Annotated in this window: 15 protein-coding genes; 13 read left to right on the plus strand and 2 right to left on the minus strand. The window is 69.0% G+C overall.

The genetic code is table 11. The annotated features are described in order from the left end of the window. Window positions 1-50: 50 nt before the first annotated feature. A complete protein-coding gene (locus tag ACFVDI_RS09450) occupies window positions 51-539 on the plus strand; it encodes a winged helix-turn-helix transcriptional regulator (protein ID WP_378903396.1) in 489 nt (162 codons plus the stop codon). A gap of 115 nt (window positions 540-654) precedes the next feature. Here the strand turns inward: ACFVDI_RS09450 and ACFVDI_RS09455 are convergent, their stop codons facing one another. After that, complete coding sequence (locus ACFVDI_RS09455) at window positions 655-1,803, minus strand: GTPase family protein (RefSeq protein ID WP_378903399.1); 1,149 nt, start codon at window positions 1,801-1,803, stop codon at window positions 655-657. 73 nt (window positions 1,804-1,876) lie between these two features. Between ACFVDI_RS09455 and ACFVDI_RS09460 the strand changes: the two genes are divergently transcribed. From ACFVDI_RS09460 to ACFVDI_RS09475, 4 genes are read left to right on the plus strand one after another with little or no spacing between them, the layout of a single operon-like run. After that, a complete protein-coding gene (locus tag ACFVDI_RS09460; RefSeq protein ID WP_378903402.1) occupies window positions 1,877-3,166 on the plus strand; it encodes a C39 family peptidase in 1,290 nt (429 codons plus the stop codon). Between the two features lie 54 nt (window positions 3,167-3,220). Beyond that, entirely contained in the window at window positions 3,221-4,525 is a 1,305-nt protein-coding gene (locus tag ACFVDI_RS09465; RefSeq protein WP_378903405.1) for a M20/M25/M40 family metallo-hydrolase, read from the plus strand. After that, a complete protein-coding gene (locus ACFVDI_RS09470; RefSeq protein WP_378903408.1) occupies window positions 4,522-5,964 on the plus strand; it encodes an MFS transporter in 1,443 nt (480 codons plus the stop codon). Before ACFVDI_RS09465 ends, ACFVDI_RS09470 begins: the two co-directional genes overlap by 4 nt. A gap of 25 nt (window positions 5,965-5,989) precedes the next feature. Beyond that, a complete protein-coding gene (locus ACFVDI_RS09475) occupies window positions 5,990-6,529 on the plus strand; it encodes a DUF1992 domain-containing protein (protein WP_378903411.1) in 540 nt (179 codons plus the stop codon). 333 nt (window positions 6,530-6,862) lie between these two features. On the opposite strand, the gene ACFVDI_RS09480 is transcribed toward ACFVDI_RS09475, so the two are convergent. Continuing rightward, the gene (locus ACFVDI_RS09480; RefSeq protein WP_378903414.1) at window positions 6,863-7,849 is read right to left on the minus strand and encodes a GlxA family transcriptional regulator; all 987 of its coding nucleotides are present in this window, start codon (window positions 7,847-7,849) and stop codon (window positions 6,863-6,865) included. 88 nt (window positions 7,850-7,937) lie between these two features. Here ACFVDI_RS09480 and ACFVDI_RS09485 point away from each other — a divergent pair, with 88 nt between their 5' ends. From ACFVDI_RS09485 to ACFVDI_RS09520, 8 genes are all read left to right on the plus strand, one after another. Beyond that, window positions 7,938-8,072 (plus strand): hypothetical protein, encoded by a 135-nt coding sequence (locus ACFVDI_RS09485; RefSeq protein ID WP_378903417.1) that lies wholly within the window; start codon window positions 7,938-7,940, stop codon window positions 8,070-8,072. 57 nt (window positions 8,073-8,129) lie between these two features. Continuing rightward, on the plus strand, window positions 8,130-9,200 hold the full coding sequence (locus ACFVDI_RS09490) for an HpcH/HpaI aldolase/citrate lyase family protein (protein ID WP_378903420.1): 1,071 nt from the start codon (window positions 8,130-8,132) through the stop codon (window positions 9,198-9,200). A gap of 1 nt (window position 9,201) precedes the next feature. Beyond that, window positions 9,202-10,065 (plus strand): HpcH/HpaI aldolase/citrate lyase family protein, encoded by an 864-nt coding sequence (locus ACFVDI_RS09495; RefSeq protein ID WP_378903423.1) that lies wholly within the window; start codon window positions 9,202-9,204, stop codon window positions 10,063-10,065. A gap of 251 nt (window positions 10,066-10,316) precedes the next feature. Continuing rightward, window positions 10,317-11,303 carry a hypothetical protein gene (locus ACFVDI_RS09500; RefSeq protein ID WP_378903426.1) on the plus strand — a complete coding sequence of 329 codons (987 nt, stop codon included), beginning with the start codon at window positions 10,317-10,319 and terminating at the stop codon, window positions 11,301-11,303. 260 nt (window positions 11,304-11,563) lie between these two features. Next, window positions 11,564-12,847 carry a choice-of-anchor P family protein gene (locus tag ACFVDI_RS09505; protein WP_378903429.1) on the plus strand — a complete coding sequence of 428 codons (1,284 nt, stop codon included), beginning with the start codon at window positions 11,564-11,566 and terminating at the stop codon, window positions 12,845-12,847. A 182-nt stretch (window positions 12,848-13,029) separates the two neighbouring features. After that, the gene (locus tag ACFVDI_RS09510; protein WP_378903432.1) at window positions 13,030-16,413 is read left to right on the plus strand and encodes a heterodisulfide reductase-related iron-sulfur binding cluster; all 3,384 of its coding nucleotides are present in this window, start codon (window positions 13,030-13,032) and stop codon (window positions 16,411-16,413) included. A gap of 227 nt (window positions 16,414-16,640) precedes the next feature. Further along, on the plus strand, window positions 16,641-17,231 hold the full coding sequence (locus ACFVDI_RS09515; RefSeq protein WP_378903435.1) for a toxin-antitoxin system HicB family antitoxin: 591 nt from the start codon (window positions 16,641-16,643) through the stop codon (window positions 17,229-17,231). Between the two features lie 74 nt (window positions 17,232-17,305). Next, the gene (locus tag ACFVDI_RS09520) at window positions 17,306-18,067 is read left to right on the plus strand and encodes a DUF4097 domain-containing protein (RefSeq protein ID WP_378903438.1); all 762 of its coding nucleotides are present in this window, start codon (window positions 17,306-17,308) and stop codon (window positions 18,065-18,067) included. Window position 18,068: the final 1 nt, after the last annotated feature.

Below are 18,068 nucleotides of genomic sequence, written 5' to 3' on the forward strand. Positions count from 1 at the left end.
CTCAGCGATTGCAGATTGCAACCACTATTTCCGAGTGCAGGAGACACCGAGTGAGCGAGCCCAGATCGGGGTGTCCGATCAACGCAGCCGTGGAGGTCTTCGGGGACCCCTGGTCGGTGATCGTGCTGCGCGATGTGATGTTCGGGAACCGTCGCCACTTCCGCGAGCTGCTCAGCAGCTCCGAAGAGGGCATCGCCTCCAACATCCTCAGCAGCCGGCTGAAGAAGCTCGTCGACGGCGGCCTGCTCACCAAGGAGGAGGCCGGTCGCGGCCAGAAGGCTGCCTATGCGCTGACCGAGGCGGGCATCCAGACGCTGCCGATCATGGTCGCCCTCGGCAACTGGGGACTCGCCCATCGCGACGGCACCCGGCAGCTCCGGGTTCGCGCCGAGCTGCTGCGCGACGCCGGCCCCGAGATGGTGCAGTCGTTCATGGACGAGCTGCGCGAGCTCCACCTCGGCACGCCCCGGCCCGACCCGGACGCCCCGCGGGCGAGCGAGCAGCTCGCCGCGGCGTACGAGGCGGCGATGGGCGGCTGAGTTCGAGGCGCATGTTCGTCTAGGTATGCAGCCGAACCATCGCTTCCCCCGTGGAGTTCCACCAGGGAAGTGACTGCTCGGCTACATACCTAGACGAACATCCCCCCGGCAAACCTCACCTCTCCTTAGCGTGCAGCTTCAACTTCGAGATCTGAGTCTTCAGCTCATCGAGGAAGAGTGCCCGGATGCTCTCGGTGTCCAGGGCCCCGTTGACGCCGCGGAGCTTGCCCTCGCCGAGCTTGATGCAGACGGCCGACCAAGCGGCGCCGATGGCTCCGGTGAAGCCCGCGGCGACGGTGGCGTTGATCGCGCCGCCGCCGACGGTGCCGAAGCCGGGGACCATCTTGAGCAGGTTGCCGGCCACGGTGCGGCCGGCCTGGGTGGCGGCCGCAGTCGCGGCGATCGAGGCCATCGCGGCCTTGTCGACCTCGATGCCGTAGATCGCCGAGATGCGCGCCATCATGCCGAGCTGGATCGGCACCAGGACGACCGCGTCGGAGAACGGTATCGGGGTGGCGCCGGCGGCCCCGGCCGCGGTCGCGGCACCCGCGATCACCGTGTTCGCCTGGTCCTGCTTCCGCTTGAGATCCACCCTCTGCGCCGCGGTGAGGGCATCCTCGACCCCTGCAGGCGCGCATCGAAAGGTGGCATCGACGAGCTCCTGCAGGCCGTGGACCTGCTGGCCGGAGAAGTCGTCGGCCTTGGCGTTGGTCAGGTAGACACGCGCGCCGTGCACGGGCAGCCCGCGCGCGTCGATCTGCTGGGCGAACTCGACGGCGTCCGGGTGGTAGGCCCCGGTCGGCGAGGTCGGCACCTGGGTCATCACCAGCACGACCGGCAGGCCCAGGTCGGCGAGCTTCTGGATGAACGCGGCCTCGGTGTCCTCGAAGCGGCGGTCGGCGAAACGTACGGCATACCAGGCGACGTGGATCTGCTCGGACTGCGGCTTGCGGCGCCGTTCCTGGATGAGCTTCGCCAGATCGCGGATCACCCGGTCGCCCTCGATCCCGATCTCCAGGCCCTGGGTGTCGAGCAGCCCGAAGAAGCCGCTGGTGTGCAGGTAGAGCGTCGACTCCTTCGTCACCGGCTCGCCGATCCCGGTCTTCGCCACCTCCGCTCCGAAGACGGCGTTGACCAGCGTGGACTTGCCGACGCCCGTCTTGCCGAAGACAGCCAGGTTGAACCGGCCGATCTCCTTGGCCGACTCGGCGTACCTCTTGTGGAACTCGTCCTTGAACCAGCCGTCGGATGCGAAGTTGTTCACGTCGAGCAAGAATGCCAGCCGGCACCGACGAATTGTCGTGGCCGCGCGCTCCGAGGAGGAATAGCGTTCCGACATGAGATCTCGGTCCCGCCTCGCGTACGTTGCCGCCCTCGCCGCCGCGGCCGCCCTGATCGCGCCCACGACCCCGGTCCACGCGGCCGAGCCCGAGACCCGGCCCACCGATGTCACCCTCACCCGGTGGAACAGCCTCGAGGACTTCGCGAAGGGCAGGTCGAGCAACCTGCGCCCCGACCGGCACGGCACCCTCCGGATCGGCCAGGGCAGCGAGACGAGGACCTACATCGACCCGTTCGGGGACGGCTCGGCGAGGACGTACGAGCTCGGCACCTGGACCTCACCCGTGGTCAGGACCGGGTACGCGATCGACGAGTCGATCACCTCGTGGGACGTCGACACCCCGACCGGCACCTGGGCCGAGATCCGGTTCCGCGGACGCAAGGACGACGGCACCTGGACGAAGTGGTTCGTGATGGGTCGTTGGACCGCCGGCGACGACTTCGCGGCCGGCGACATCCACCGCACGTCCGTCGAGGGACAGAGCGACACCGACGCGGCGCTCTACACCGACACCTACGTGGCCCGGACCGGCAAGGAGCCCGAGGCGTTCCAGACCCGGGTCACCCTGCTGCGCCCCGCGGGCGCGACCGCCTCCCCCAGCCTGCGATCGGTCTCGACGCTGACCAACGAATACCTGCCCGACTCCGCCTACCCCGGGACGAGCACGCCGACCCTCGACGACGCGATCGACCTCGGTGTCCCGCCGTTCAGCCAGAACATCCATCGCGGCGAATACCCGGAGTTCGGCGGCGGTGGCCAGGTCTGGTGCTCCCCGACGTCGACGACGATGGTGCAGTACCACTGGGGTCACGAGGTCCCGGCGGGAGAGCTGGAGGACATCGAGGCGCCGAACGGCGACCCGCAGGTCGCCTACGCCGCGATCAACACCTGGGACTACGCCTACGAGGGTGCCGGCAACTGGCCGTTCAACACCGCCTACGCCGGCCGGTGGGGCCTGGACGGGGTCGTGACCCGGCTGCGTTCGCTGGCCGAGGCCGAGACCCTGGTGGCGGCCGGCTTCCCGCTGGTGGTCTCGGCCAGCTGGGAGCGCGAGGAGATGCCGGAGGCCGGCTACGGCACCGACGGCCACCTGCTGGTCATCGGTGGCTTCACCGCCGCGGGCGACCCGATCGTCTACGACCCCAACCACGCCTCCAACGACGAGGTGCGCAACGTCTACACCCGTGAGAACTTCGAGCGGGTCTGGCAGACCTCCACCGATGGGATCACCTACGTCATCCACCCGCGCGACGTGCAGCTGCCCGGGAGCGCCACAAACTGGTGACGGAGTCGCCGTCCGGGCCATCCGCACCACCCGGGAACGACTAGGTTTCCGGATATGACACTCGACCCCGTTGCCGCTCTTCAGGCCGCACTTCGGGCCCCGACCGTCAACGACGGCACGGGTGCGGAGAAGATGGCGTTCGAGCAGCTCCACGAGGCGCTGCGCGAGCACTTCCCACAGCTGCACTCCGCCCTCGAGCTCACCCCGGTCGGCAGGCACGGGCTCCTCTTCCGCTGGACCGGCGCCTCGGCGGACAAGCCGATCGTCCTGATGGCCCACCAGGACGTCGTCCCGATCGCGGGCGAGTGGACCCACGACCCGTTCGGCGGCGAGATCGTCGACGGGGTGATCCACGGGCGCGGCACGCTCGACGACAAGGGCCAGCTCGTGGCCATCTGCGCCGCGGTCGAGGGGCTCCTCGTGGAGGGGTTCACGCCTGCGTACGACGTGTGGTTGTCGTTCGGCTCCGACGAGGAGACGACCGGCGAGGCCGCGCGGGCGGCCGTCGAGGAGCTGCGGACGCAGGGGGTCGAGCCGTGGTTCGTGCTCGACGAGGGCGGCGCGGTCGCGTTCGACGCCTTTCCCACCATCACCGCGCCGGTCGGCGTCGTCGGCGTCGCCGAGAAGGGCACCACCGACGTACGCCTCCGGGTCACCGGCGACGGCGGCCACTCCTCCACGCCACGACGGAACGGGCCGACCGCGCGACTGGCCCGCGCGATCACCCGGCTCGACCGGATGTCGATGCCGGTGCAGCTGCCGGTGCCGACGGTCGAGATGTTCGAGCGGATCGCCCCGTACGCCGCCAAGCCCCTGCAGCCCGTGCTGGCGAACGCCGGCAGGCTGGCCCCGGCGCTGGCCCGGCTGCTGACGCGGCTCGGGCCGGAGCCCGCCGCACTGACCCGCACCACTGTCGCGATCACGACGCTCGAGGGCAGCCCGGCGGCCAACGTCATCGCCTCGGCGGCCTCGGCCGGGGTCAACCTGCGGATCATGGTCGGCGAGACGGTCGCCGAGGTCGTCGAGCGGCTGCGGGCCGCGATCGGCGACAAACAGGTCGAGATCGAGGTCGTCCGCGCGGGTGAGCCGTCCCCGATCGCGCCTCGTGACGAGGCCTTCGCGAAGATCACCGACACCATCGCGGAGATCTTCCCGGAGGCGGTGCCGGCTCCCTACACGGTCATGGCCGCGACCGACTCGCGCTTCTTCTACGAGATCAGCGACCGGGTCTACCGGTTCGCGCCGTTCCGGATGACCGCCGCCCAGCGGGCCACGATCCACGCCGCCGACGAGAACATCAGGGTCGATGACTACCTCGACGGGATCCGCTTCTATCGAAGGTTGATCGAGTCGCTGTGACCACCGAACGCCAGAGCAGCACCGGGCTCGAGAAGGCCGCCCGCGGGATCTGGGTGATCGTCGGCTTCCTGGTGGCCGTCGAGTTCGCCAGCGGCATCCTGCAGGGCTACTACACCCCGATCTTCTCCGACCTCGCCGACCACCTCGGCGTCTCCGACGCCGACCTCAACTGGCTCGAGGCCGGGCAGCTGATCGTCTCCGCGCTGTGCGTGCCGCCGCTCGCCCGGCTCGGCGACCTGATCGGGCACAAGAAGGTGCTCCTGCTGGCGACCGGGATCACCGCGCTCGCCACCTGGTGGACCGTCGTCGCCCCCGACTTCGGCTCGTTCCTGGTGGCCTGGTCGATCCAGGGTGCCTACGTCATCTGGCTGCCGCTCGAGGTCGCCATCGTCCACAAGCGCACCGGGGGCGACACCGCGCTGACCCGACGGGCTGCCGGCGTCCTGGTCGGCGCCCTGCAGCTCTCGGTGATCGTCGGCGCGGTCGCCGCCGGCGCCCTCGTCGGGGTCCTTCCGATGTGGGCGATCCTCGCCTTCCCGGCCGTGGCCGTGACCGCGGTCTTCGTCGTGATCGCTGTCGGCATCGAAAGCGACTCCGGTGCCGGCGGCGGTGCCTTCGACTGGCTCGGGCTGACCGTGCTGACGCTCGTGCTCTGCCTGGTCATGGCAGGCCTGGTCGGCGTACGTGTCCTCGGGGCCGAGTCCCTGCTCGCCTGGGCACTCGTGGTCCTGGGGCTGCTCGCGCTGGTTCCGTTCTGGCGCATCGAGACCGCGTTGGACGACGCCGGGCGGAGGGAGCCGTTGATCGACGTACGCCTGCTCGTCTCGCGGCGACAGTGGCCGATCCAGCTGACCGCGTTCCTGTTCGGGATGTCGGTGCTGGGCGCGCAGATCCCGCTGTCGACCTTCGCGCGCACCGACCCCGCCGAGGCCGGCTTCGGGCTGGGTGCGGACGCGTCGTTCGTGTCGCTGCTGATCGCGGAGTACGTCATCGCGATGGCCGTCTCCGCCTTCACGTTCCCGCTGTGGGCCCGGTTCCTCGGACCGCTGCGGGCCCAGGCCGTGGCGTGCTTCCTGGTCGCTGCCGGCTATCTGATGTGGCTCCCGTTCCACGGCTCCACCGGCCAGGGCCTGCTCAACATGGCGGTCGTCGGCCTCGGCTCGGGCGCGCTGGTGGCCTCGCTGCCGGCGGCCGCCGCCGCGGCCGCGCCCGCCTCCCGCACCGCGTTCGCCACCGGCATGACCAACGCCACCAAGACCGTCGGCGGGGCCATCGCCTCGGCGGTCTTCGCCATCGCGCTCGCCGCGGACGGGTCGATCAGCGGCGAGGCGCACGCACCGCTGTCGGGCTATCTGACGGTGTGGGCGGTGTGCGGCGCCACCGCGCTCGTCGCCGGGCTGCTGCTCCTGCTGCCCCGCCGCACAACCAGCGCTCGGTAAACTTTCCCGCGCTGGAGGTGATCACATGCCCACGAGCGAGGACCGGCCCGAGGAGCGCCCGGAGACGCAGGCTCCCCCTCTCTCCGACGCGGCAAGCAAGGCCGCGGCCGCCGCCCGGATCGAGAACCAGACCAAGTGGGTCGACCTCCAGGTGCAGCAGTCGATCCAGCGCGGCGAGTTCGACAACCTGCCCGGCGCCGGCAAGCCGATCAAGAACCTCGACCGCGACCACGACCCCGACTGGTGGGTCAAGCAGCTCATCGAGCGCGAGCAGATCGTCGTGCTCCCCCGGTCGGTCCAGCTCCGCAAGGACGACGCCGAGCTCGACGGCCTCCTCGACACCCAGACCACCGAGGACGGCGCCCGCCGGATCGTCGAGGAGTTCAACGAGCGCGTGATCGCGGCCCGCTACGGCGCGCCCGAAGGACCACCGCTGATCACCATGCCCCGCGACGTCGACGCCACCCTGGCCGCCTGGCGCGAGCGTCGCACGGCCCGGGTGGAAGCCGCGAAGAACGCACGTCGGGAACAGGCGCCACGGAGACGACGTTGGTGGCGCCGCTGATCAATCGCAGCGGTTGGAAAGACTGCTGCCAGCGACTGCTTGTTTGGGGCTGGTCTGGGCCGCGGGACAGTCGCTCCTCGGAAGGCGGACCCTCCACGGTGAACGAGAATTCATTCCCCAGAGCAAGTAGACGCTCCGCCGGTGAAAGAAAAGTTTCTTTCACGAACCGAGTCACCCCCGGGCGGCGGCATCCGTAGTGAACGAAACTTCGTTCACCCCAGACTTCAAGCCCCTACCCATCACGGATCGCCGCACCAAACCCCTCAGCGACGCCGCTGAGAACACCGCCCCGAAAGGGTTGGCGGCAAACACCGACCACAAAGAACAGCCGAATCAGCGCGTCGGAACGACCTCCCCATCCCGAACACTGGGATCACGCCGCGAGAACCGCATCCGGTAGCGACCGGGAGTGACCCCGACCTCCGAGGTGAACCCGGCCCGGAAGGTCACCGGGGAGTAGTAGCCGGCCTCGTGGCTGATCCGGTCGATCGGGAGATCCGTTGCCTCCAGCAGGGTCTTGGCGACCGCGATCCGCTCGGCGGCAACCCAGCGCATCGGAGTGGTGGCGAGGTCGCGCTCGAAGCGCCGCGCGAGCGTGCGGGGCGAGACCGCGGCAGCCGCAGCCAGGCGCTCGAGGGTGACGTCCTCGTGCAGGTTGGCACGGAGCCAGGTGCGCAGCTCGTCGAGCCAGTGGGCCTGCTCGGTGAGCGGGTCGGCCGCGACGTACTGGGCCTGGTCGCCGTCGCGGTGCGAGGCGATGACCAGGTTGCGGGCGATGGTGTTGGCGGCGTGCTGGCCGTGGTCGGTGCGGATCAGGTGGAGACACAGGTCCAGCCCGGCCGCCGAGCCCGCGCTCGTCAGCACGCCGTCGTCGACGTAGATCGCTCTCGGGTCGAGCTCGACCCCGGGATACGTACGCCGGAACAGCTCCGCCCAGCGCCAGTGGGTCGTGGCTCGGCGACCGTCCAGCAGGCCGGCCTCGGCCAGGGCGAAGGCGCCGGTGCACAGCGAGACCATCCGGGCTCCGGCCTCGGCGGCCCGGCGGAGCTCGCGGAGCAGGGTCGGACTGATCGTCTCGCCCGGCCGGATGGCCGGCACCAGCACCGTGTCCGCCTCCGCCAGAGCAGCCATCGGTCGCTGCGGCGTCAGCCGCGGTCCCCCGTGGACACGCACTCCGCGCAGGTCACCGCACAGCACCACGTCGTAGAGGGGGCTGGCGTCGTGGTCCCAGTCGTAGCCGAGCGCCTCGAGCGGCATCCCGATCTCGAACAAGGTCATCCCGTCGACGACCGGGATGGCGATGGACGGCTTGGAAGGCATGGAAGGCATGGAAGGCATGGCAAGAATCTATCATTTGTAGGCAATCTTGCCACTCCTCGAACCAGCTCTCCCCGAGCACGATGGAGTCATGACCAGCTACAGGAAGAACCCCAGCAAGCTCCGCACCACGGTGCGCTCCGTCCTCGCCGGCTTCGACGCCGGCGCCCGGATCCGGCACGGCGCCCGCGTACCGAAGGACCATCCCTCCCGCCGCCGACCGTGATCGTTACAAGCCGAGACGCCTACCAGCCGGTAACCCCCGGCCGTTAGGGTGACCGGCATGAGTCACAAGAGCCCTAAGGACTTCTTCGCGCCGTTGGCGGTGGGCGCCCCCGCACCGCTGCGGGAGATCCCGGCGCGGCCGAGTCGCGCGATCCACTTCTTCGACCCGTCGAACCCGAAGATGGCGGCCAAGGTGCCGGCCATGGTCGGCACCGTCGACGTACTCCTGGGCAACCTGGAGGACGCCGTCAAGGCCGACAACAAGGTCGCCGCGCGCGAGGGTCTGGTGAAGATCGCCTCGGAGACCGACTTCGGGCCCACCCAGCTGTGGACCCGGATCAACTCGCTCGACTCCCCGTGGGTGCTCGACGACCTCGTCACCCTGGTCAGCGGGATCGGCGACAAGCTCGACGTCGTGATGGTGCCGAAGGTGCAGGGGCCCGAGGACATCCACTACGTGGACCGGCTGCTCGCGCAGCTCGAGGCCAAGGGCGGCGTACAGAAGCCGATCCTCATCCACGCCATCCTCGAGACCGCGCGCGGCGTGGCCAACGTCGAGGAGATCGCGCTGGCCTCCCCGCGCATGCAGGGCATCAGCCTGGGCCCGGCCGACCTCGCGGCCGACCGCAAGATGAAGACCACGCGCGTCGGCGGCGGCCACCCGGGCTACCTGGTCCGCCAGGACCCGGTCGACGGTGACATCCACGGCGACCGCACCGTCTTCCAGCAGGACCTGTGGCACTACACGATCGCGAAGATGGTCGACGCCTGCGCCGAAGCCGGCATCTACCCCTACTACGGCCCGTTCGGCGACATCACCGACGTGGTCGCGGCCGAGGACCAGTTCCGTAACGCGTTCCTGCTCGGCTGCGTCGGCACCTGGAGCCTGCACCCCAAGCAGATCGAGATCGCCAACCGGGTCTTCTCCCCCAGCGTCGAGGACATCAAGCACGCCCGCAGGGTCGTCAAGGCGATGGGCGACGGCACCGGCGCGGTCATGCTCGACGGCAAGATGGAGGACGACGCCTCGCTCAAGCAGTGCCTGGTGCTCGTCGACCTCGCCGAGGAGCTGGCCGCCATCGACCCGAAGCTCAAGGAGCTCTACGACGCGATCGAGATCGAGGACTGAGATGACTGACACGACCTTCCGCCCCCTGCGCTCGGTTCTCTACATGCCGAGCTCCAACACGCGCGCCCTCGAGAAGGCCAAGACGATCGCCGCCGACGCGCTGATCCTCGATCTCGAGGACGCCGTCGCCCCCGACGCCAAGCCGGAGGCACGCGAGAACGCGACCGCGGCCGTGACCTCGGGCGAGTACGGCAACAAGTACCTCACCATCCGCATCAACGGCGCCGACACCGAGTGGCACACCGACGACCTGGCCGCGGCCGCCAAGGCGGGCCCCGACGCGATCGTCGTCCCCAAGGTCAACAGCCCCCAGCAGGTCCTCGACCTCGTCGCAGCCTTCGAGAAGGCCGGCGTCCCGGAGCGGACCAAGCTCTGGGCGATGATCGAGAGCCCGTACGCCATCCTTCACGCCGAGGAGATCGCCTCCGCCTCCGAGCGGCTGACGGTGCTCGTCCTCGGCACGAACGACCTGGTCAAGGAGCTCTACGTCGACCACGTGCCAGCCCGCGCCAACCTGGTCACCTCGCTTCAGCTCGCGGTGCTCGCCGCGCGCGCGAGCGGCAAGGTCATCCTCGACGGCGTCTACAACAACGTGAAGGACGCCGAGGGCTACGCGGCCGAGGTCGAGCAGGGCCGGATCTTCGGGTTCGACGGCAAGACGCTGGTCCACCCCAGCCAGGTCGATGGCGCCAATGCAGGCTTCGCACCCAGCGAGCAGGCGGTGGCCGACGCCAAGGGTCTCATCGAGGCGTTCGAGGCCGCCGGCAGCGGCGTCGCGACCTACAACGGCAAGATGGTCGAGGCCCTCCACGTCGAGTCCGCCAAGCGAGTCCTCAGCATCGCCGAGGCCATCGCCGCGCTGTAGGCCACCGGCCAGGAATATCTCTCAATGTATAGAAAAAGTTACTGATCTCCCATTCTGGCTGATCAGTAACTTTTTTCCGAGAAGAAGGTGACAAACCGGCGGGATTCTGGTTCCGTTACGTGCTGCGCGACACAACCGACACTCGCTAAGCGCTCAGGAGACAGCGTCAGATGACTGAAGCGAACAGTCGGCCCGCGACGGGGGACCTCTCGAACGTCCCTCCCACGCCGGCTCGACACCAAGCCCCACAGATGCGCACCACGAACGACACCACGGCCGACCCCCTCGAGATCGCCAACCGCGCTCTCGAGGGGTTGTCGCCGGCAACCGAGTCGTGGTTCGACTCTCCCAGGGCCAACGCCGCGCCCGAGCGGGTGCGACCGCGTCACACGCCGTACACGCCGCCGCCACAGCCCGGCACGGCCCTCGTCCCTGTGCAGCCCGCGCCCGTCCCCGTCCGCTACCAGCCGCCGCGGCCCAGCTATCAGCGTCCGATGCCTCCGCACTCCCGGCTGCCGCAGTACGCCTACCAGCCGAGCCCCTACACAGCGCAGCAGTTCCACCCCGCCGGGCCGGTGACCTTCGCCAACCCTGCGATGCCGCCGTACGCCGCCGCGCAGGTGCCGACCCGTAACGCCGCGGTCGAGGAGTACCGGCTTCCGAAGAACCGTGCCCGCAACAAGAAGGCGGTGCTGCTGCCGCTCGCGGCGATGGCGATCGCCTCGGCGGGCATCGGCGCCTTCGCCCAGTCCAACGTCGGCACCGGTCTCGAGACCCACACGCAACAGGTCAAGGCCCACGCCGGCGAGTACGACGCCATCGCGGTCGTCGACACCGACGAGCAGAAGGTCATCGACGCCCCCGGCGTGATCGCGCCGGAGGAGACCTCCCTCTTCTCCCGCACAGCCGGTCGCGACGCCCCTGGAAAGCACTCGAGCGGCGACTACGACGCGCCCTCCGGCGCCGATTCCTACGGTGGCGCCCACTCCGCCAGCGGGTCGATCTCCACCCCGCGCGACGGGACCGTCCTGGAGGACAAGCAGCCGAAGCCCGCTCCCCAGCCGGCCCCGGAGCCCGCTCCCGAGCCGAACCCCGAGCCCGAGCCGGACCCAGAGCCCGAGCCGACTCCTGCGCCGACTCCGCCGTCGATCGGCGAGAACGTGGTGGCCCCGGTGCTCGACACGGTGACAAGTGTCATCGACGGCCTCACCGGAATTCAGCTCGACTTGACCCCGTAATCATGGTTCCTCGAACGGGCCGTGACCTCTCCCGAGGTCACGGCCCGTTTACGTATGCCCGGACGGGTTACCCATGGCCAGGAAGGGCCATCTAGAAATAGGACCTCCGTCCCGATAACTTCCGTGGTTTTCTCTCGTTTGCCCGATGTGCCACCCCTTAACTCGGGAGTGCGCCAGGTTCCCCCGGATCTGGCAGGTGGCACGGCCCCGTTGCGGGGATCTTGGGGGATCCCCACCGCAGAATCGGAGTCCAACCAACAATGCGAAGCATCCGTACGCTTGCGCTGTCCGCAGCCGCTGCCGCCGTCGTAGGCGCAGTTCTGGTTGTGCCGGCGCCCTCACAGGCCGCACTGACGAACACCTCTTTCGGGATGTTCGCGAGCGGCTTCGGCACCCGCGTGACCGGTGGAAGCATCCCGGCCAACTCGGGTGACCTCGGATACCAGACCATCGGCTGCACCCGTAAGGCCGGTCACAACGTCAACAACAACACCGCCGGCGCCAAGGTGCCCGGCGTCGGCACCATCGGCGCCACCACGACCAAGCAGCGGACGATCAAGTCCGGCGACATGGTCAAGTCCATCTCGGAGCACAAGATCGCCGACGTCGTGCTCGACAAGAGCCCGCTGGGCAAGGTCACCGTCGAGGGCCTGAGCTCCGTCTCCCAGGCTTGGTGGGACGGCAAGGGCTACAAGGCCGACTCGAAGGCCAAGATCGCTCACGTGGTCCTCGACCCGGCTGGCCCCGGCCAGACGATCGACCTTCCGATCCCCGGCCGTGACAAGCCGCTGGTCATCCCGGGCATCGCCACCATCGGCATCGGCAACACCGTCGAGAAGACCAACGCCGACGGCGCCGAGGCTTACGCCAACGGCATCTGGATCAAGCTCCACGGCAGCGACTCCGAGGTCATCGTCGGTCGCTCCCGCGCGGAGATCAACGGCCAGGCCTTCTCCGCGACCTTCCGCGGTTTCGCCGACTCCATCGACGCCACCGCTCTCGACGGCGCCGTCCAGATCGGCAAGAACCCGCTGACCAACGCCGGCTGCGCCGGCACCAAGGGCAAGCTGAAGACCAAGTCCATCGCCGGTGTGCCGCTGGGCAACGCCGGTGACATCCTGGACGTCAAGGGCCTGACCAGCGGTCAGCGCTCGAACCAGACCAAGACCACCGCCGAGGGTTACACCTTCGGTGAGGTCGCCAGCGTCAACATCGGCGACGGCGCGATCCGCATCGAGGCCATCCGCGCCCAGGCGAACGCCAAGTTCGTCAAGGGCAAGGGCGCCTCGACGTCCATCTCGGGCACCAAGTTCGGTGACATCTACGTCGGCGACCAGAAGGTCTCCCTCGCCCAGCTCGAGTCGGCGCTCTCCCGCGTCGACATCCCCGGCCTGGCCAAGATCGAGACCAAGGTCGTCGTCGAGCGCAGCAAGAACCTGGTCGAGGTCGTCGCCCTGCGGCTGACGCTTCTCGACGCGACCAAGGGCACCAAGACGGTCGTGAACATCGGTCACGCCAAGTTCAAGGTGAACTCGAACGCGTGAGGCCTTGATCCACTAAGGCTGTCCTAAGAAACGGCCCGCGTCCTGACCAGGTCGCGGGCCGTTTCTTCGTTCTGAAGTTACTCACGGGTAGTATCAACCCACCCATACGTACTCGAGTCGACCGGAAGCATTAGGCTCGGGTCATTCCGGCAGTCCTGCCCCCTGATGAGGAGCGCCTAGGCATGTTGCAGATCATCGCCATCGTCGTGTGTCTTGCGGCAACGGTGGCCACCGCCTACCTGGTGATCAAGGCGGTCCGGTCGATGCTCGCGGTCATCAAGATCGGTACGCCGATCAGCCGCGTCGACCAGCCGCTGGCCCGCACCCTGACGATGTTGAAAGAGACCGTCCTCCACACGCGCATGTTGCAGTGGACCTGGGTCGGGATCCTGCACTGGTTCGCCTTCGCGGCGTTCATCGTGCTCTCCACGGCGGTCGGGGCTGCGTACTTCCAGCTCTTCGACCCGGAGTGGACGCTGCCGGTGGTCGGCAAGCTGTTCGCCTACGAGTGGATCGCCGAGATCCTCGGCCTGCTCGGGTCGCTGGGCATCATCCCGCTGATCATCTACCGGCTGACCCACCAGCCCGCGAAGATGGGCCGCAGCACCCGGTTCTTCGGCTCCACCCAGTGGCAGGCGTTCTTCGTCGAGGCGATGGTGCTGGTGGAGAGCGCGGCGATCCTGTTCATCCGCGGCGCGGAATACAACCTGGCCAAGGCTCATGGTGGCGAGGTCGCCGAGCACGCCACCGCGTTCCACTTCCCGATCTCGCAGTTCTTCGGGGCGCTCTACCCCACCGGCCCCGACGCGATCCACACGCTCGAGAACGTCATCTACGCGATCGCGGCGTTCAAGATCATCACGGCGCTGATCTGGCTGACCATCGTCTCGACCCACCTGACGATGGGCGTCGCCTGGCACCGCTTCACCGCCTGGTTCAACATCTGGTTCAAGCGCGAGCCGGCTTCGCGTACGTCCTCCGTCGACGGCGCCCGCCCGCTCGACACCGCGCTCGGCGCGATCAAGCCGATGCTCATCGACGGCAAGCCCGTCACCCTCGAGGACGTCGAGGAGGACCGCATCCCCGAGGACGCCATCCTCGGTGTCGGCTCGATCCAGGACTTCTCCTGGAAGGGCATCCTCGACTTCACCACCTGCACCGAGTGTGGCCGCTGCCAGTCGCAGTGCCCCGCCTGGAACACGGAGAAGCCGCTCTCGCCGAAGCTGCTGATGATGGGCCTGCGCGAGCACGCGTACGCCGCCGCCGGTGACTCCGACCTCAAGGAGAAGCCGCTGATCGGCAAGGCCGACGGCGCTCCGGCCGACGCCGGGAGCAACACCGAGGTCCTGGACTGGTTCTACAACCCCGAGGACGGCGGCTTCGTCATCGACGAGGACGTGCTCTGGTCGTGCACCTCGTGTGGTGCCTGCGTCCAGCAGTGCCCCGTCGACATCGAGCACGTCGACCACATCATGGACATGCGCCGCTACCAGGTGCTCGTCGAGTCGAACTTCCCCTCCGAGCTCAACGGTCTGTTCAAGGGCCTCGAGGGCAAGGGCAACCCCTGGAACATGAACGCGAACGCGCGCATGGACTGGGCCAAGGACCTGCCCTTCGACGTGAAGGAGGTCGGCAAGGACATCGAGTCGCTGGAGGAGGTCGACTGGCTGTTCTGGGTCGGCTGCGCCGGCGCCTACGAGGACCGGGCCAAGAAGACCACCCGCGCCGTGGCCGAGCTGCTCGACATGGCCGGGGTCACCTTCGGCGTACTCGGCAACGGCGAGACCTGCACCGGCGACTCCGCCCGCCGAGCCGGCAACGAGTTCGTCTTCCAGGGCTTGGCTCAGCAGAACGTCGAGACGTTCAAGGAGTTCAAGGTCAAGAAGGCCGTCACCACCTGTGCTCACTGCTTCAACACCCTGAAGAACGAGTACAAGGAGTTCGGCATCGAGCTCGAGGTCGTCCACCACACCCAGCTGCTCAACCGTCTCGTACGCGAGGGCAAGCTGACTCCGGTCACGGACGGCGCCGGGGCCCACAAGCGCTCCATCACCTACCACGACCCGTGCTACATCGGTCGCCACAACGGCGTCTACGAGCCGCCGCGTGAGCTGCTGCAGATCATGCCGGGCGCCGAGTACAAGGAGATGCCGCGCAACTCCGAGCGCTCCTTCTGCTGTGGTGCCGGTGGTGCCCGGATGTGGATGGAGGAGAAGATCGGGTCGCGGATCAACGAGAACCGCACCGACGAGGCCGTCGCCACCGGCGCCGACCAGATCGCCGTCGGCTGCCCGTTCTGCCGCGTCATGCTCTCCGACGGCCTGACCAAGGCGCAGGCCAACGGCTCGGCCCGCGAGGAGGTCGAGGTCCTCGACGTCGCGCAGATGCTGCTCGCGTCCGTGAAGGGCGAGCAGGCCACCAAGCTGGCCCCGGGCGAGGGTGCGAAGGTCGGCGCCGCCGTCAAGGCCGCCCCGGCTGTCGAGGAGGCCGCCCCGGCTGCTGGTGCCGCCACCGCGGCTGCGGGCTCGTCGCTCTTCGACTCCCCCGCCGAGACCACGGAGACCACCGAGAAGGCTCCGGCCGACGCGTCCTCCCTCTTCGACACCCCTGCCCCGGCCGAGCCGGCTTCGGGCGGTACGTCCGATGGCGGCTCGCTCTTCGACACCCCGGCTCCGGCCGCGGAGCCGGAGAAGCCGGCCTCCGGTGGTTCGCTCTTCGACGACGGCGGGTCGCTCTTCGACACGCCTGCGGAGGCGCCCGCCGAGAAGCCTGCCGAGGAGCCTGCTGCCGATCTCGGGACTGGCGGGTCGCTCTTCGACGTACCCGCCCAGGAGGCGGAGCCTGCCGCCGCGCCCGAGGCGAAGGCGGCGCCGGCTGCCCCGGCACCGGCGTCCGAGGAGCCTGCTGTCGACCTGGGCGGCGGCGGCTCGCTCTTCGACATCCCGGCCGCACCTGCCGAGGAGGCCGCACCGGCCCCCGAGGCGAAGGCCGTGCCCGCTGCCGAGCCCGAGGCACCTGCCCCGGCTGCGGCACCGGCCGCCGAAGAGCCGAGTATCGACCTCAGCGCTGGTGGCTCGCTCTTCGACGTCCCGGCCAGCGAGCCTGAGCCGGCTCCTGCGAAGGCCCCCGAGGCTACTGCTCCGGCTGAGGCCACGGCCGAGGCCACGGCTGAGGCTGCCGCTCCGGTCGCACCCGCTGCGCCGGTCGCGGGTTCGGGTGTGACGTCCGAGCCGAAGACCGACGTCGACTTCGACAGCCTCGGCTCGCTCTTCGACATCGAGGCGCCGGAGGGCACGGTCGCAGCCGCGGCTCCTGCCGCTCCCGCTGTCGCCGCTCCGGCTCCCGTCGCCGAGGCTGCTCCGGAGGCCGTGGTCGAGGAGACGCCGGTCGAGGAGACGCCGGTCGCGGACACGGCCGCCGAGGTGGAGGCACCGGCTGAGCCGGAGGCCGAGCCTGAGGCCGCTCCCGCACCGGAGCCGAAGCCGGCACCGGCCGTGAGCGGAGAGGCTCACACGCCGCGTACCGACGTCGACATCCACGAGGCAGGGTCGCTCTTCGACCTCTGACCCACCGCAGTTCGCTGCACCAGACGATGACACCTTGCGAGCACTTCGCAAGGTGTCATCGTCATTTCAGCCGAGGTAGTCCAGGGAGTTCCCGTCGGTCTACCGGCGAGTAATGGACGGAAACTCCCTGGACTACCCGCGCCTGCCGCCTGCTCGGAACTCTCCTGACATCACGTGATGTCACATCGGGGTTGCAGTGACGTCATTGTGATGTCATAGTGATGCGCATGGACATCACGCCGTACATCGACAGCCTGCGACGGGACCTGCTGGCCGCGGCCGAGGCATCGGGACCGGAGGCTCGGGAGACCGCGGAGCGACTCACCTACGCACTCGACCCGGCGGCCCGGCTGGCGGTGATGGAGGCGGTGAGCCAGGCAGCCGCGGAGATCACGGCAGAGCTTCCGACGGGCAACGTGGACGTACGTCTGCGGGGGCGCGACCTGGAGTTCGGGGTCACGCTGCCGGAGCTCGCCGAGCCGATCCCGCCGACCCCACCCGCGCCTCCGGCACCGCCCGCTCCCCCGGCTCCCCCCGCGCCGCCGGAGCCCGAGGCCGACGACTCCCTCGCCCGGGTGACCCTGCGCATCCCGGAGTCGCTCAAGGCGAAGGCCGAGGAGGCAGCGGCCGACGCCGGCCAGTCCCTCAACACCTGGCTGGTCGGCGCCGTACGCGCGGCCACCCGGGAGAACGCGGTCAACGTCGACGTCGACCTCTCCGCGATCCCGCACATCGTCACCGAGGCGATGAACAGCCTCGATCCGTTCCGCGGAAGCAACCGCGGCAGGTCCGACCGCCGGATGACCGGCTGGCTCTGACCTGAACCCCTACGCACCAACGGACGGCCGCCCGGCCGGTCCGGTAGATCAGCACACCCCTGAGGAGCAGCATCATGAGCACGTACACCTTCATGTCCACCGCACCGGCCAAGCTGTTCGTCGAGTTCGAGAAGGGCAACCTCGAGGTCCAGGCGACCGACACCGACGAGACGACGATCGAGATCGAGGGCGAGGACGCCGAGCATCTCGTGGTCGAGCAGAGCGGCGACACGATCAACATCATCGACCCCCACAAGGGTCCTTTCAGCCGCTCGCGGCGCTACGACATCACCGTGACCGTCCCGGCCCGCAGCCAACTGCGCGCCCGCACCGGAAGCGCCGACATCGCCACCGAGGGCGTCCTGCGCGCCGCATGGCTCCAGACCGGTTCGGGCGACGTACGCATCGACCGGGTCACCGAGGAGTTCCAGATCGAGTCCGGTTCGGGAGACGTCGAGGCGGACACCCTTGACGGGCGCGCCTCGATCAAGTCCGGATCCGGTGACATCCGGATCGGTACGGCCCACGACCTGCACACCAAGACCGGCTCCGGCAGCGTGGAGATCGACGAGGTCGAGGGCGATGTGAGCCACTCGACCGGCGCCGGCGACTTCGCCATCCACTCGGTCAGCGCGGGCCGGATCTCGGTGAAGGGCGCCTCCTCCGACGTACGCATCGGGATCCCGAACGGCACCCCGGTGTGGACCGACGTCAACACAGTGACCGGCCGGTGCACCAGCACTGTCGAGAGCGCTGGCGCACCGGCCGCGGGTGAGCCCTACGTCGAGCTCCGCACCACCACTGTCAGTGGCGACATCACCCTGATCGGGCTGTGAG

Source organism: Nocardioides sp. NPDC057767 (assembly GCF_042798275.1).
Classification (GTDB): domain Bacteria; phylum Actinomycetota; class Actinomycetes; order Propionibacteriales; family Nocardioidaceae; genus Nocardioides.